A 14,266-nucleotide genomic window follows, 5' to 3' on the forward strand; every position below is an offset into this window, starting at 1 on the left:
GCCCACTCTCCGTTTCAGGGCGACTCCGTGTGCGGGGGCGGCCGGGGCCGGGCCCCGCCGGTGGCGGGGGCCCCGTGCGGCCAGCACTCACCCCAACGGCGGCGGGCGGCCCGGGTTCCGCGAACCCGGGCCGCCCTCGCGGTTCGGACGCCGCCGAGGGCCCTCAGCCGGACACCAGCCGGGCCGCCTCCTCCGCGCACCCCCAGGCCACGGTGACGCCCGCGCCGCCGTGGCCGTAGTTGTGCACCAGGAGCCGCCCGTCCGGCAGGGCGTCGCGCTCCAGCCGGACCGCCGGCCGGGTGGGCCGCAGCCCGACCCGGTGCCCCAGCACGCGGGCCCGCGCGATCTCCGGCCGCAGTGCCGCACAGCGCCGGATGATCGCCTCGGCTGTCGCGGGGTCCGGTTCCAGCGACCACGCGTCCTCCTCGGAGGTACCGCCGAGGACGAGCCCGCCCGGCTGCGGGAACAGGTACGTGTGCTCCCCGGCCGCGTCGGTGGAGACCAGCCAGGTGTCGATGCCGGGGTTCTCCACGACGACGAGCTGCCCGCGCACGGGCCGCACGGAGGGATCCGGCACGAGCTCCCGCGCGGCGAGTCCCGTGCAGTTGACCACCACCGGTGCGTCCACCTCCGCGAACCCGGACACCGTACGCGTCTCGACCACGCCACCCGCAGCGACGAACCGCTCCCGCAGCCACGGCAGATGGGCCGGCATGTCGATGAGCGGCAGCCGTGCCCGGACGCCCGTGCCCGCGTACTCCCGGGCCGTGGACGCCCGCAGCCCCGGCACCCGGCCCGCCAGCCACGCGTCGGCCTCGTCGAGGCGGGTCTCGCCCTGTACCCCTTCGACCATGCGTACGCCGGCCGGTTCGGCCCGTGCCGCCAGGTCCTCGTACACCTCCAGCGACCGCAGTGCCCACATGCGTGCCATCGCGACCGGCTCGATCCGGTACGGCCACCACAGCGCGCCCGCAACGGCTGAGGTGGTCGCCTCGACGGCGTCGCGCGACCACACCCGCACCCGCCGCCCCTGCTCCGCGAGAACCAGGGCGGTCGTCAGCCCGGCCACCCCGCCGCCGACCACCACGATCTCGCCGTTCGAATCGTTCGCCATGCCCGGACCGTAGCGGAATGTGTCATGCCGTGCTCACATCACGCGCAGTGTGGGGATACTCACAGTATGTGTGCCGAGTACGCGACCTTCGGCCTGGCACCCGCGATGCGGGCCGGGGGAGTCCTCAACGACGGTGGTTACCAGGTCCACCGGGATTTCGTGGACTTCATCGTCGACGGACGCCCGCTGCTGTTCCGGCTCTCCGACCTCGACGCGGTCTCCCCGCTCGCCTCCGACGTCCCGCCCGCGATCTTCACCGCGCAGGTCCGCTGCCTGCTCCTGGAGAGCGCGGCCCCGCTGCCCGGCGGCCGCTACGTCGTCTACGGCTGCCCCGAGTGCGAGGACCTCGCCTGCGGAGCCGTCACGGCGGCCATCCAGAGTGACGGGGAGGACTTCATCTGGCGGGACTTCGCCTGGCAGACCGACGAGCACGCCGACCTGGAACTCAACGGCTACCACGGTATCGGCCCGTTCCGCTTCCGCGGCGCCGAGTACCGGACGGCGCTGAGCGCCCTGCTGAACGGCTTCGCCCCCGATCCCCGGCGCCGCGTCCTGCTGATCGGCGCCCGCGTCGCCGTCCTCGCCAAGCTGGCCGCGGCCTTACGCACCATCGGTGTCGGCGCCGACATCGCCCAGGACGCCGACGGCGTACCCCCCGAGGAACTCCGTGACTACGGCGCCGTCGCCTTCGGCCACGCGGCCGGCGAGCGGGAACGCGCCGCCGTCCGCCGTGCCTTCGAGCGCGCCGGGGTACCGGTCGCCCATGTCGACGGCCTCGCCCCGGTCGTCCCGCTCCTCGTCGCCCAGATCGAACACGCCCTCGACCGCAGCCCGGCCGACCGGCGCCGCCTCACCGGTCTGACCGCCTCCGACGGCGGCGCGGACGTCCAGGTCACCTCTGCCTGCCGGGTCACCCTGACCGCGTACCGCCTCGACCGGCTCTCCCGCACCCACACCCACGAGATCTTCGACGGAGTCCTCGAACCGGGCCGACACCGCGTCCCCCTCGACGCGAAAGCGGTCAGGGGCCGGTCGTTCGTCGTGGCGCGCACCTCCGGGAGCGTCCTGGTGGCGGCCGTGAACCACTGAGCGGCCCGGCCGTTAGGATCGGCGCCCTGATGACTGCCACCCTCGTCGCCAAGAACCTCGCCGCCGGCCACGGAGACCGCTCCCTGTTCACGGGACTCGATCTCGTCGTCGCGCCCGGCGACGTGATCGGCCTGGTCGGAGCCAACGGCGCGGGCAAGTCCACCCTGCTCAGGATGCTCGCCGGGCTCACCGCACCCGAGCAGGGCGAACTGCGCCTGTCCCCGCCGGCCGCCACCGTCGGTCACCTCCCGCAGGAGCCGGACCGCCGGCCCGGCGAGACCGTACGGGCGTTCCTGGCCCGCCGCACCGGCGTCGCCGAGGCGCAGCACACCATGGACGAGGCGACCCAGGCCCTGGTCGACGGAGCCCCCGGCGCCGATGACGCCTACGCCACCAGCCTGGAGCGCTGGCTCGGCCTCGGCGGCGCCGACCTCGACGAACGCGCCGAAGAGGTCGCCGACTCGCTCGGCCTCGCGGTCGGCCTGGACCAGCCGATGACGTCGCTGTCCGGCGGTCAGGCGGCCCGGGCCGGCCTCGCCTCCCTGCTCCTGTCCCGCTACGACGTCTTCCTCCTCGACGAGCCGACCAACGACCTCGACCTGGACGGCCTGGAGCGCCTGGAGCGCTTCGTGAGCGGTCTGCGCGCCGGGACGGTGGTCGTCAGCCACGACCGCGAGTTCCTCACCCGCACCGTCACCAAGGTCCTCGAACTCGACCTCGCCCAGCGGCAGATCACCCTCTTCGGCGGGGGCTACGAGGCCTACCTGGAGGAACGGGATGTCGCCCGCCGGCACGCCCGCGACGAGTTCGAGGAGTACGCCGACAAGAGGACGGCCCTCCAGGACCGCGCACAGATGCAGCGCTCCTGGATGGACAAGGGCGTGAAGAACGCGCGCCGCAAGGCGGGCAACGACAATGACAAGATCGGCCGCAAGTTCCGCAGTGAGGCCAGCGAGAAGCAGGCCGCGAAGGCCCGCCAGACCCAGCGCATGATCGAGCGCCTGGAGGTCGTCGAGGAGCCCCGCAAAGAGTGGGAACTGCGCATGGAGATCGCGTCGGCTCCGCGCTCGGGCGCCGTCGTCGCGACCCTGCGGGACGCCGAGGTGCGCCGCGGCGGCTTCGTCCTCGGCCCCGTCACCCTGCAGATCGACTGGGCGGACCGGGTGGCGGTGACCGGCGCGAACGGCGCCGGCAAGTCCACGCTGCTCGCCGCCCTGCTCGGCCGTGTCCCGCTGGACGCCGGGCACGCCGCGCTCGGCTCGGGCGTCCTGCTCGGCGAGGTCGACCAGGCCCGCGAGCTGTTCCACGGCGAGGAGTCGCTGCTCGACGCCTTCCGCACGGCCGTCCCGGACACCGAACCGGTCGAGATCCGCACCCTCCTGGCCAAGTTCGGTCTCAAGACGGACCACGTCCTGCGCCCCGCGGCGAGCCTCTCCCCGGGCGAGCGCACCCGGGCCGCCCTGGCGCTGCTCCAGGGCCGGGGTGTCAACCTCCTGGTCCTCGACGAGCCCACCAACCATCTGGACCTGCCCGCCATCGAGCAGCTGGAGTCCGCCCTCGACGCCTACGAGGGCACCCTCCTGCTGGTCACCCACGACCGCCGCATGCTGGACGCCGTGCACGTCACACGCCGCCTGGAGGTGGCGGACGGCAAGGTGACCGCGCGCTAACGGTCCGTCAGACGCGCGGCCAGCCGGGGGTAGTCGACGACGTACCCCTCGTCGTCGAACTCCAGGTCACTGCGGAAGTCGCCGGAGGAGTAGCGGACCCGCCCGGTCGCGAGATGTGTGTACGTCTGCCGCGAGGGCCGCACCGCGAGGTCCGGCACCGATACCCAGGCCATCAGGAACTCCCGCTCGCCGGGCGCCCGGTGGAGTCCGTGCCGGAGCACCGGCATGGTGTTGGTGAGCGGGCACAGCCCGAGATCGCAGTCGAGGGCCCCGTCGACGTCCGGGAGCGGCTCGCCGTTGGCGGTCCAGGCGCCCTCACCGTCGTGGAGCAGATCGAGTAGGCGGGTCCCGGCCTCGGCCTCCGCCGTGACAGTCAACCGCTTGGTCACGAATCCTTCTGCGGTCTCCAGCTCGTACGAGATCCAGTACGGCTCCGGAACGGTACCGACGGCCCTCCCGCGCGCCCGCAGCACGCGTTCTCCGAGCTGGACCCAGGTGGTCTCGAACCCATGGCTCCCGGACACTTCCCAGGTGATGGCACGCATTCAGCAACCCTAGAACGGAAAGGGCGCGAAGCGCCTCTTTCCCAGGGGCGCGGGGAACTGCGTGACCAGGCACAACGGGCCCGCAGCTCCCCACGGCCTCCCCGACGGAACAGTCAGCGCTTGCCGCCCTGGGGATCCGCCAGCCCCGCGCGGCGCAGCGCATCGGCCATCGCGCTGTTGGCGGGCGGCGGCGCCTGACGCGAACCGCCACCACCGCCACGGCCACCACCACGCCCACCCTGCCGCTGCTGCGGCGGACGCCCACCTCGCTGCCGGCGCTCACTTGAGCCCCCGCCCTGGCCCTGCGAAGCAGCCGCCTCGTCCTCCAGACGCAGCGTCAGCGAGATCCGCTTGCGCGGGATGTCGACGTCGAGCACCTTCACCTTGACGATGTCTCCGGGCTTCACCACGTCCCGCGGGTCCTTCACGAACGTCTTCGACATCGCGGAGACATGCACCAGGCCGTCCTGGTGGACGCCGACGTCGACGAACGCCCCGAACGCGGCGACGTTCGTCACGACGCCCTCCAGGATCATCCCGGACGACAGGTCGGAGATCTTCTCCACGCCCTCCTTGAAGGCGGCCGTCTTGAAGGCCGGGCGCGGGTCGCGGCCGGGCTTCTCCAGCTCCTTCAGGATGTCGGTGACCGTCGGCAGACCGAACGTCTCGTCCACGAAGTCCTGCGGCTTCAGGGAGCGCAGCACCCCGGTGTTGCCGACGAGCGAGGCGACCTCCTGCCCGGTGGTCTTCACCATGCGCCGGACCACCGGGTACGCCTCGGGGTGCACGCTCGACGCGTCCAGCGGGTCGTCACCGCCGCGGATCCGCAGGAAGCCCGCGCACTGCTCGTACGCCTTGGGGCCGAGCCGCGCCACCTTCTTCAGCTCACCGCGGGCCTTGAACGGGCCGTTCTGGTCCCGGTGCGCCACGATGTTCTCGGCGAGCCCGGAGGTGATGCCGGAGACCCGGGCGAGCAGCGGCGCCGACGCCGTGTTGACGTCCACACCCACGCCGTTCACACAGTCCTCCACCACCGCGTCCAGCGAACGCGACAGCTTCACCTCGGACAGGTCGTGCTGGTACTGGCCGACGCCGATGGACTTCGGGTCGATCTTCACCAGCTCGGCCAGCGGGTCCTGGAGCCGGCGGGCGATCGACACGGCGCCGCGCAGCGACACGTCCATGTCGGGCAGCTCCTGCGAGGCGAACGCGGACGCCGAGTACACGGACGCGCCGGCCTCGGACACCATCACCTTCGTGAGCTTCAGCTCCGGGTGCCTGGTGATCAGTTCCCCGGCGAGCTTGTCGGTCTCGCGGGACGCCGTGCCGTTGCCGATGGCGATCAGCTCGACCGCGTGCTCCTTGGCGAGCCGGGCCAGCTTGGCGACGGCCTCGTCCCACCGGTTGGCCGGGACGTGCGGGTGGATGACGTCCGTGGCGACGACCTTGCCGGTCGCGTCGACCACGGCGACCTTCACACCGGTACGGAACCCGGGGTCGAGGCCGAGTGTCGCGCGCGTGCCCGCCGGGGCGGCGAGCAGCAGGTCGCGCAGGTTCGCCGCGAAGACCCGCACCGCCTCGTCCTCGGCGGCCGTGCGCAGCCGCAGCCGCAGGTCGATGCCGAGGTGGACGAGGATGCGGGTGCGCCACGCCCAGCGGACCGTGTCCTTCAGCCACGTGTCGCCGGGGCGGCCCCGGTCGGCGATCGAGAACTTGTGGGCGACGATCCCCTCGTACGAGGAGGGGCCGTCCGTCTGCTCCTCGGGCTCCAGGACGAGATCGAGGACCTCCTCCTTCTCGCCGCGCAGCATCGCGAGGATGCGGTGCGAGGGCAGCTCGGTGAACGGCTCGGCGAAGTCGAAGTAGTCGGCGAACTTCGCCCCCGCCTCCTCCTTGCCCTCCCGCACCTTGGCGGCGAGCCGCCCGCGCACCCACATGCGCTCGCGCAGTTCGCCGATCAGGTCGGCGTCCTCCGAGAACCGCTCGGTGAGGATGGCACGGGCGCCGTCGAGGGCGGCCTGCGGGTCCGCCACGCCCTTGTCGGCGTCGACGAACGCGGCGGCCGCGGCGAGGGGGTCGACGGCCGGATCGCCGAGCAGCCCCTCCGCCAGCGGCTCGAGTCCGGCCTCCCGGGCGATCTGCGCCTTGGTGCGCCGCTTGGGCTTGTACGGAAGGTAGATGTCCTCCAGGCGCGCCTTCGTCTCGGCGCCCCGGATGCTCGCCTCCAGCTTGTCGGTGAGCTTGCCCTGCTCGCGCACCGACTCCAGGATCGCCGTCCGCCGCTCCTCCAGCTCCCGCAGATAGCGCAGCCGCTCCTCGAGGGTGCGCAGCTGCGCATCGTCGAGCATCTCGGTCGCTTCCTTGCGGTAGCGGGCGATGAAGGGCACCGTGGAACCGCCGTCGAGCAGTTCCACGGCGGCCCTGACCTGCCGCTCCCGTACGCCGAGTTCCTCGGCGATCCTGCCTTCGATGGACACTGCGTTGATGGACCCGTTGGACCCGGGTGTCGTCACGATCCCGTACCGCCTTCTCCACTGAGGTTGCGCCGCAATTGTGGCAGGTGGCGCGGACACCCGGGGATCAGGGCGGCACCCGGCGGGCCGGGGCCGGGATCAGGCCCTGCGGCTGCGGGTGGAGGACGAGGCCCCGCCGAACAGCCGGGCCAGGGCCCGGAAGGGCAGTGTCACGACGGTGGCGATGGCGCCGCCGATCTGGCGCAGCACGTCTGCGATAGCACGGAACACGAGATTCCCCTTTCTCCACTCCGGCCGCGGCGGCCGGTGGAGAGCGGGTACCTCACAGGCGCGTCACTATGCGTCACCCTTGCCGATCAGATCCGCAGGGAACGCCCCCGCCACGAGCACCGCGTGCGCGAACACCCCACCCAGCTCGGTCAGCCGGGCCACGCCCTGTGGGCCCAGGTGCTCGTACGGGGCGCGGTCCAGACGGTCCGTCTCGTCCTCGATCTCCCGGCGCAGGGCGACACCCTGCTCGGTCAGGTCGCCGGAGGCGTCCAGCAGCCCGCGCCCCCGCAGCCGCTCCGTCGCCGCGTCCCAGTCGCCCTGGCTCCAGCCCCGGGTCCCGAGGATCCACTTCGGGGTCATCCCCTTGCCCGTCGCCGTGTGGGTCGCCATCGCCTCCAGGCCGTCGAGACCCGCGGACATCAGAGCGGCCAGGTGCCCGTCCCCCCGGTGCTCGCGCAGCAGGGTCGCCGCGTGCCAGTAGGCGAGGTGCGGCTCCTCGGGGACGGGCAGATCGGCGTGCGCGGCGTACAGCGGCCGTGCCTCGCGCGAGCAGGCCTCGGCGGCGCGCAGCGCGAGCCGCGCCGCCTCGGCCATCTCCGCCGATGCCAGGGCCTCCTCACCGAGCAGGCGGCGCAGTGTCGCGTCGACCGCACGCGCGCGTGCCGCCAGGACCTGCCCGGGTGCGGCGGTCTCCCACACCGCCGGCACGTGCCGGGCCACGAGCTCGTACTTGTAGTTGTAGAAGGCCGCAGTCACGGCCCCGGCCCCGACCGGTCCGAGGGCGGCGGCCCGCACGGCGAAGTTCACGGCACGCGGGTCTGTGATCCCGACGGCGCCCAGCTCCCGACCGAGGTCGGGCGAGAAGTAGTGCGTCGCGTGCAGGGAGTTGAGCATGTTGTGGCAGCGTCGGCCGGCGCGCGGCTCCAGGGCGGCAGTCGTCATGGCCGGCAGGTTACCAACCGCTTGGTATGTACTCCATGGTCGCGCATCCCATGGCAGGAAAGGTGGGGTACTCGTCCTTGCGGCCATACCGCGGGGCCGCGAAGAATCGACGGTATGGCCCAGCGCACGGTTCTCGCCGTCCTCTTCGACGGCCTGCAGAGTCTCGACGTCACCGGGCCCGTGGAGGTCTTCGCGGGCGCGGAGCTGCTCCGCCCCGGCGCGTACCGGATCCGCACGGCGTCCCTGGACGGCGCGCCCGTGCGGACCACCAGCGGCCTGACCCTCGTCCCCGACGAGTCCCTGACCACCGCGCCCGACCCGGACATCCTCCTCGTGCCCGGCGGAACGGGCAGCCTGCGGCCCGACCCGCGCCTGGTGGCCTGGGTGCGTGAGCACGGGCCGCGCGCCGGGCGCCTGGTCTCCGTGTGCACCGGCGCCGCCGTGCTCGCCGGGGCAGGGCTTCTGGACGGCCGCCGCGCCACGACCCACTGGGCCTACTGCGAGCGGCTCGCCCGCGAGCACCCGGCCGTCGAGATCGACCCCGACCCCGTCTACGTGCGCGACGGGCACATCGCCACCTCGGCCGGCGTCACCGCCGGCATCGACCTCGCCCTCGCCCTGGTCGAGGAGGACCTGGGCCGGGACGCCGCCCTCACCATCGCCCGCCATCTGGTGGTGTTCCTGCGCCGCCCCGGCAACCAGGCCCAGTTCAGCGCCCAGCTCGCGGCCCAGACCGCACACCGCGAGCCCCTGCGGGACGTCCAGCGGTGGATCACGGACCACCCGGACGCGGACCTCTGCGTCGACACCCTCGCCGCCCGCGCCCGCCACTTCGCCCGCGCCTTCCGCGCCGAGACCGGCATGACACCGGGCCGCTACGTGGACCGCGTCCGGCTCGAACACGCCCGGCGCCTCCTGGAGGACACCGCAGGCGGCATCGAGGAGATCGCCCGCGCCACCGGCTACGGCACGCCCGAGGCCATGCGCCGCGCCTTCGTCAGGACCCTGGGAACGCCCCCGGCCGAGTACCGCCGCCGCTTCCGCCCCGCCACCACACCCTGACCCCCACCGACACCAGCCGACGGAAGGCCCTCATGCAGATCGCCATCGTCCTCTACGACCGCTTCACCGCCCTCGACGCCGTCGGCCCCTACGAGACCCTGGGCCGGCTCCCGGGCGCGGAGACCGTCCTCGTCGCCGAGGAGACCGGCCCCGTACGGAACGACGCGGGGAACCTCGCGCTCACCGCCGACCGGACCCTGGCCGACGTACCGCGCCCCGACATCATCGTGGTTCCCGGCGGGCCGGGCCCGCTTCCGCTGGCTGCGGACGGGCCCCTGCTCACCTGGCTGCGCACCGCCGACGAAACCAGCACCTGGACGACGTCCGTGTGCACCGGCTCCCTGCTGCTCGCCGCCGCCGGACTCCTGCGGGGCCGCCGCGCCACCTCCCACTGGCTGGCCCTGGAGGAGCTGAAGCGCCACGGCGCCGAGCCGACGGGGGAGCGGGTCGTCACCGACGGCAAGTACGTCACCGCGGCCGGCGTCTCCTCCGGCATCGACATGGGGCTCACCCTGCTCGGCCGGCTCGCGGGCGACGACCACGCCCAACTCGTCCAGCTCGCCACCGAGTACGACCCGCAACCGCCCTACGACGCCGGATCGCCCGAGAAGGCACCCGCGCACCTCGTCGACCTGGTCCGTACGCACTCCGGCGTCATCCTGACGTAGGCACGCTCCAGCCGAACCGCGGCTGCCTGCGCTCCAGGAACGCGGCGACACCCTCAGCGGTGTCGCCGCTCGCGCGCGCCTGCCCGGCCCAGTGCGCGTCCCGGTCGGTACGCCCGTCCGCGAACTCCTTGGCCGCCGCCTGCGTCAGCTGCGAACGGGAGGCCAGGATCCGGGTGAACTCGGCGACCCGCTTGCCGAGTTCCCCCTCGGGCAGCACCTCGTCGGCCAGACCGGTGCGCAGCGCCCGCTGCGCGTCGATCAGCTCCCCGGAGAACAGCAGGTACTTGGCCGTGGCCGGCCCCACCAGGGACACCAGCCGCCGGGTCGAGGAGGCCGGGTACACGATGCCGAGCCTCGCGGGCGTCACCCCGAACAGCGCCCCCTCCTCGGCGAACCGCAGATCGCAGGCCGCCGCCAGCTGGGCCCCGCCGCCCACGCAGTGACCCCGGATCGCGGCCAGCGCCGGCTTCGGGAACGCGGCCAGCGCCTCCTCGGCCCGCACGGCCAGCCCCTGCGCCTCCTCGGGCGAGCCCCGCAGCGTCGAGATGTCGGCCCCGGCGCAGAACGTGCCGCCCGCACCGGTCAGCACCAGCGCCCGCACGGCGGGATCCGCCGCGAGCTCCTCCAGCAGCGGGGGGAGGGAGCGCCACATCGCGGCCGTCATGGCGTTGCGCTTCTCGGGGTGGCGTATGACGACCGTCGCGACCGAGTCGGTCACGCGGTACTCCAGCTGCGGCTCCATGCGCCGGATGCTATCCGGATGCCAAACCCGTACAACCCGAATAGTTCGCCGAGACGGCACAACAGGGACAGGACCAGTCCCACAACTGACCGTGTCATACGCCAACGGTCAGAAGTGCTCGATAGTTGCTGACTTCTGTTCAGTCCCGGAGTGCGAGGGGCATCGTTGCCAACACTCAAGGCGTGGCGACAATCGAGCGCGAGGGTGGCGACCGGACGATGGACAACGACGGGCGTGGGCTCGGCCCGCGCCCAGGGGGCGGCGCGGCGCCCCTCGGCCCGGGCCCCGCGGATCCGCTGCCGTACGAAGGGGTCTGGCGGTTCACCGCACCGTCGGTCGACGCCTCGGTCCCCCAGGCGCGGCACGCCGTACGGGACCTGCTGCTGCGTCAGGGGGTGCCGGTCTCGGACGACCTGGCCCAGGGGCTGCTGCTGATCGTCTCGGAGCTGGTGACGAACGCCGTGAAGCACGCGGCCGTGCTGTCGCCCACGGTCGCCGTCGAGCTGGCCGTCGGAGCCGAGTGGCTCCGGGTGTCCGTGGAGGACAACCATCCGTACCGGCCCACCGCGCTGGAGACCGACCACGGCCGGACCGGGGGGCGCGGACTGCTCCTGGTGCGCGAGATCACCCGGGAGGCGGGCGGCATGTGCGAGGTCGAGCACACCGCGAGCGGCGGCAAGGTGATCTGGGCCGCCCTGCCGCTCAAGCCCGCGCGCTTTTCCTGAGCCCCGTCGTCAGGGCCCGGGTCACCAGCCGGCCGACGGGCCCGTCAGCTCCCTGATCGCCGGCCGGGCCGCGTCCAGGACGGTCATGAACCAGGACGAGAAGGTGTCCTTCGCGTGCCGTTCCGCCAGCTCCGGCGGGGTCACGAACGCCGTCGACGCCACCTCCTCCGGGTCCGGCCGCACCACGGCCTGCACCATGCCGACGAACAGGTGGTTGTACTCCTGCTCCACCAGACCGGACTCCGGGTCCGGGTGGTTGTAGCGCACCGTGCCCGCCTCGGCCAGCAGGGACGGGGAAGCGCCGAGCTCCTCGAACGTGCGCCGCGCCGCCGCCGCGAAGGGCGCCTCGCCGGGGTAGGGGTGGCCACAGCAGGTGTTGGACCACACACCGGGGGAGTGGTACTTGCCCAGCGCGCGCTGCTGGAGCAGCAGCCGGCCGTACTCGTCGAAGAGGAACACGGAGAACGCGCGGTGCAGCTGCCCGGGCGGCTGGTGGGCGGCGAGCTTCTCCGCGGTGCCGATCGTCACGCCGTCCTCGTCGACCAGTTCCAGCAAAATCGCGTCTGCGGTGCCGTTCGACGGGGTGTGCGTCGCGGTGGCAGGTGTGATCGGCATACCCATCCTTCACATCGGTCTTCGCGCCCCAAGTCTGCCGTACGAATCCGGCGCTCCCGGCACTTCGCGGCACGCCCGCATGTCCCGCGCGGCGGCGCGGACCGCGGCCGCCACCGGTCGGACGCCGGGAAAGGGACCCAATGGATGATCGTGCCCGGCAGGGCAGGCGGAGAATCGTCCTTGACGGAGCTGTGGAGCTCAGGACGCGGGGAGCGCGGCGGAGGGTTGCGTTCCGCCGCGCACTCCCAGCGGAGTGCGCCCCGTCAGTGGCAGAGTCGCGCCTCGTGCTCCGCGTGGCCGCTCGGTTCCAGCTGGAAGGTGCAGTGCTCCACGTCGAAGTGGTCGCCGAGGCACCCCTGGAGCTCGTGGAGCATCTTCTCGTGGCCTATCGCGCTGAGGGCCTCCGGGCTGACGACCACGTGCGCCGACAGCACCGGCATACCGGAGGTGATCGTCCAGGCGTGCAGGTCGTGGACGTCCTCCACCCCGTCCGTGGCGAGGATGTGCGACCGCACCTCCGCCATGTCGACGCCCTTGGGAGCGGCCTCCAGCAGCACGGAGAGCGTCTCGCGCAGCAGCTTCCACGTCCGGGGCGCGATCATCAGCGCGATGACGAGCGAGGCGATCGGGTCGGCGGGCTGCCAGCCCGTGAGCATGATCACCACGGACGAGACGATCACCGTGACCGAACCGAGGGCGTCGGCCGCGACCTCCAGGAACGCGCCGCGCACGTTGAGGCTCTCCTTCTGGCCGCGCATCAGCAGCGACAGCGACACCAGGTTCGCGACCAGACCGATCACACCGAACAGCAGAGCCAGCCGGCCCTCGGTCTGCGCCGGCGTGATGAAACGCTGGACCGACTCGTACACGACGTACCCGCCGGCCCCGAGCAGCAGCAGGCAGTTGGCCAGGGCGGCGAGGATCTCGGCGCGGGCGTAACCGAAGGTGGCCCGCTCGCTCGGCGGGCGATTCGCGAAGTGGATCGCGAGCAGCGCCATGCCGAGGCCCAGGGCGTCCGTCGCCATGTGCGCGGAGTCCGCGACGAGCGCGAGCGAGTCGGCGAGGACACCGCCGACGATCTGCACGACCACGATGCCGAGCGTGATCGCCAGCGCCATCCGCAGCCTGCCGCGGTACGCCGAGGTCGCCGTACCAGCGGCCGCCGCGCCGTGCGCGTGCCCGTGATCGTGCCCAGCCCCCATGAGAAGTCAGCCTCCCTGTGTCCGCCTGATCGTGCTCGGGCACCCCAGTGAACTACGGGGAGGGGGTATGAGCAACGCGGCATTGAACACCGTTGTCATGTGCCTTGACCTGCGGAAACGATAGGCAGGTCAGGATGCCTCCAGCGAGTCAGGAGCCGTGGTGCAGCAGCCATCCCCGCCAGGCCGACTCGGTCATCTCGTGGACCCCGCGCCGGGCCGTCCAGCCGAGCTCCGCGGCTGCCCGGGCGGCCGAGGCCACCGCCCGCGGGGCGTCGCCGGGCCGGCGTTCCTCGACGAGCGGTGGCCGGCGGTCACCGGTGACCTCGCCGACGACCGTGATGAGCTCGCGGACCGAGACGCCCTCGCCGCGGCCGATGTTGACCGTCAGATCGCCCGTGCCCGCGCCCCCGGCCAGTCGCCGGGCCGCCGCCAGATGAGCCTCGGCGAGGTCGGCGACGTGGATGTAGTCCCGGACGCAGGTGCCGTCCGGGGTCGGGTAGTCGTCGCCGAAGATCCGGGGCGCCTCGTCACGCGTCAGCCGGTCGAAGACCATCGGGACGATGTTGAAGACACCCGTGTCCGCCAGCTCCGGCGCGGCGGCCCCCGCCACGTTGAAATAGCGCAGACATACGGTGGAGATTCCGTGCGCCTGTCCCGCCGCCCGCACCAGCCACTCCCCGGCGAGCTTGGTCTCGCCGTACGGGTTCACCGGCGCGCAGGGCGTGTCCTCCGTGATGAGGTCCACCCCCGGGTCACCGTAGACGGCAGCCGACGAGGAGAACACGAAACGCTCGATCCCGGCCCCGGCGACCGCGTCCAGCAGGGTCACCAGACCGCCGACGTTCTCCCGGTAGTACCGCGTCGGCTGCGCGACGGACTCGGCGACCTGCTTGCGCGCCGCGAGATGCACCACGCCCGTCACACCGTGCTCGGCGAAGACCCGTTTCAGCAGCTCGCCGTCCAGCGAGGAGCCCCGCACGAGCGGGACCTCCGCCGGAAGCCGCGCGGGCACCCCGGCCGAGAGGTCGTCCAGGGCGAGGACGCGCTCCCCGGCCTCGTTCATGGCCCTGGCCACATGTGCTCCGATATAGCCGGCACCGCCGGTGATCAGCCACGTCATGGTCGCCCACCCTATGCGGCCACGGTGC

Annotated in this window: 14 protein-coding genes; 5 read left to right on the forward strand and 9 right to left on the reverse strand. The window is 72.7% G+C overall.

Annotated elements, in window-relative coordinates:
* Positions 1-163: 163 nt before the first annotated feature.
* Entirely contained in the window at positions 164-1,114 is a 951-nt protein-coding gene (locus ACFU3E_RS27135) for an NAD(P)/FAD-dependent oxidoreductase (protein ID WP_384163471.1), read from the reverse strand.
* Positions 1,115-1,180: 66 nt separating this feature from the next.
* Between ACFU3E_RS27135 and ACFU3E_RS27140 the strand changes: the two genes are divergently transcribed.
* Entirely contained in the window at positions 1,181-2,203 is a 1,023-nt protein-coding gene (locus ACFU3E_RS27140) for an oxidoreductase (RefSeq protein WP_384163474.1), read from the forward strand.
* Between the two features lie 29 nt (positions 2,204-2,232).
* Positions 2,233-3,873 (forward strand): ABC-F family ATP-binding cassette domain-containing protein, encoded by a 1,641-nt coding sequence (locus ACFU3E_RS27145; protein ID WP_384163477.1) that lies wholly within the window; start codon positions 2,233-2,235, stop codon positions 3,871-3,873.
* On the opposite strand, the gene ACFU3E_RS27150 is transcribed toward ACFU3E_RS27145, so the two are convergent.
* From ACFU3E_RS27150 to ACFU3E_RS27165, 4 genes are all read right to left on the reverse strand, one after another.
* Complete coding sequence (locus tag ACFU3E_RS27150; protein ID WP_384163480.1) at positions 3,870-4,418, reverse strand: putative glycolipid-binding domain-containing protein; 549 nt, start codon at positions 4,416-4,418, stop codon at positions 3,870-3,872. The genes ACFU3E_RS27145 and ACFU3E_RS27150 overlap by 4 nt on opposite strands.
* A gap of 113 nt (positions 4,419-4,531) precedes the next feature.
* A complete protein-coding gene (locus ACFU3E_RS27155) occupies positions 4,532-6,931 on the reverse strand; it encodes a Tex family protein (protein WP_384163483.1) in 2,400 nt (799 codons plus the stop codon).
* A 99-nt stretch (positions 6,932-7,030) separates the two neighbouring features.
* A complete protein-coding gene (locus tag ACFU3E_RS27160) occupies positions 7,031-7,162 on the reverse strand; it encodes an LPFR motif small protein (RefSeq protein WP_252100478.1) in 132 nt (43 codons plus the stop codon).
* A 66-nt stretch (positions 7,163-7,228) separates the two neighbouring features.
* The gene (locus ACFU3E_RS27165) at positions 7,229-8,104 is read right to left on the reverse strand and encodes a hypothetical protein (protein ID WP_384163486.1); all 876 of its coding nucleotides are present in this window, start codon (positions 8,102-8,104) and stop codon (positions 7,229-7,231) included.
* Between the two features lie 114 nt (positions 8,105-8,218).
* Here ACFU3E_RS27165 and ACFU3E_RS27170 point away from each other — a divergent pair, with 114 nt between their 5' ends.
* Both ACFU3E_RS27170 and ACFU3E_RS27175 read left to right on the forward strand, forming a co-directional pair.
* Positions 8,219-9,166, forward strand: a complete 948-nt coding sequence (locus ACFU3E_RS27170; protein WP_384163489.1) for a GlxA family transcriptional regulator — start codon at positions 8,219-8,221, stop codon at positions 9,164-9,166.
* Between the two features lie 32 nt (positions 9,167-9,198).
* On the forward strand, positions 9,199-9,834 hold the full coding sequence (locus ACFU3E_RS27175; protein WP_384163492.1) for a DJ-1/PfpI family protein: 636 nt from the start codon (positions 9,199-9,201) through the stop codon (positions 9,832-9,834).
* On the opposite strand, the gene ACFU3E_RS27180 is transcribed toward ACFU3E_RS27175, so the two are convergent.
* Positions 9,821-10,576, reverse strand: a complete 756-nt coding sequence (locus ACFU3E_RS27180; RefSeq protein WP_384163495.1) for an enoyl-CoA hydratase/isomerase family protein — start codon at positions 10,574-10,576, stop codon at positions 9,821-9,823. The two genes, ACFU3E_RS27175 and ACFU3E_RS27180, sit on opposite strands and share 14 nt — an antisense overlap.
* Before the next feature lie 218 nt (positions 10,577-10,794).
* Here ACFU3E_RS27180 and ACFU3E_RS27185 point away from each other — a divergent pair, with 218 nt between their 5' ends.
* Entirely contained in the window at positions 10,795-11,301 is a 507-nt protein-coding gene (locus ACFU3E_RS27185) for an ATP-binding protein (RefSeq protein ID WP_384163666.1), read from the forward strand.
* Between the two features lie 21 nt (positions 11,302-11,322).
* Here the strand turns inward: ACFU3E_RS27185 and idi are convergent, their stop codons facing one another.
* From idi to galE, 3 genes are all read right to left on the reverse strand, one after another.
* Positions 11,323-11,916, reverse strand: a complete 594-nt coding sequence (gene idi, locus ACFU3E_RS27190) for an isopentenyl-diphosphate Delta-isomerase (protein WP_384163498.1) — start codon at positions 11,914-11,916, stop codon at positions 11,323-11,325.
* A 263-nt stretch (positions 11,917-12,179) separates the two neighbouring features.
* Positions 12,180-13,118 (reverse strand): cation diffusion facilitator family transporter, encoded by a 939-nt coding sequence (locus ACFU3E_RS27195; protein WP_384163501.1) that lies wholly within the window; start codon positions 13,116-13,118, stop codon positions 12,180-12,182.
* Positions 13,119-13,266: 148 nt separating this feature from the next.
* Positions 13,267-14,238: a UDP-glucose 4-epimerase GalE gene (galE, locus tag ACFU3E_RS27200; protein ID WP_384163505.1), complete on the reverse strand. Its 972-nt coding sequence runs from the start codon at positions 14,236-14,238 to the stop codon at positions 13,267-13,269.
* Positions 14,239-14,266 lie beyond the last annotated feature (28 nt).

The organism is Streptomyces sp. NPDC057424 (assembly GCF_042803315.1).
In the GTDB taxonomy this organism is placed as follows: Bacteria; Actinomycetota; Actinomycetes; order Streptomycetales; family Streptomycetaceae; genus Streptomyces.

Coding starts and splice junctions, on each gene's coding strand:
- ACFU3E_RS27135 (WP_384163471.1), bottom strand. CDS start 1,114: ATGGCGAACGATTCGAACGGCGAGATCGTGGTGGTCGGCGGCGGGGTG.
- ACFU3E_RS27140 (WP_384163474.1), top strand. CDS start 1,181: ATGTGTGCCGAGTACGCGACCTTCGGCCTGGCACCCGCGATGCGGGCC.
- ACFU3E_RS27145 (WP_384163477.1), top strand. CDS start 2,233: ATGACTGCCACCCTCGTCGCCAAGAACCTCGCCGCCGGCCACGGAGAC.
- ACFU3E_RS27150 (WP_384163480.1), bottom strand. CDS start 4,418: ATGCGTGCCATCACCTGGGAAGTGTCCGGGAGCCATGGGTTCGAGACC.
- ACFU3E_RS27165 (WP_384163486.1), bottom strand. CDS start 8,104: ATGACGACTGCCGCCCTGGAGCCGCGCGCCGGCCGACGCTGCCACAAC.
- ACFU3E_RS27170 (WP_384163489.1), top strand. CDS start 8,219: ATGGCCCAGCGCACGGTTCTCGCCGTCCTCTTCGACGGCCTGCAGAGT.
- ACFU3E_RS27175 (WP_384163492.1), top strand. CDS start 9,199: ATGCAGATCGCCATCGTCCTCTACGACCGCTTCACCGCCCTCGACGCC.
- ACFU3E_RS27180 (WP_384163495.1), bottom strand. CDS start 10,576: ATGGAGCCGCAGCTGGAGTACCGCGTGACCGACTCGGTCGCGACGGTC.
- ACFU3E_RS27185 (WP_384163666.1), top strand. CDS start 10,795: ATGGACAACGACGGGCGTGGGCTCGGCCCGCGCCCAGGGGGCGGCGCG.
- idi (WP_384163498.1), bottom strand. CDS start 11,916: ATGCCGATCACACCTGCCACCGCGACGCACACCCCGTCGAACGGCACC.
- ACFU3E_RS27195 (WP_384163501.1), bottom strand. CDS start 13,118: ATGGGGGCTGGGCACGATCACGGGCACGCGCACGGCGCGGCGGCCGCT.
- galE (WP_384163505.1), bottom strand. CDS start 14,238: ATGACGTGGCTGATCACCGGCGGTGCCGGCTATATCGGAGCACATGTG.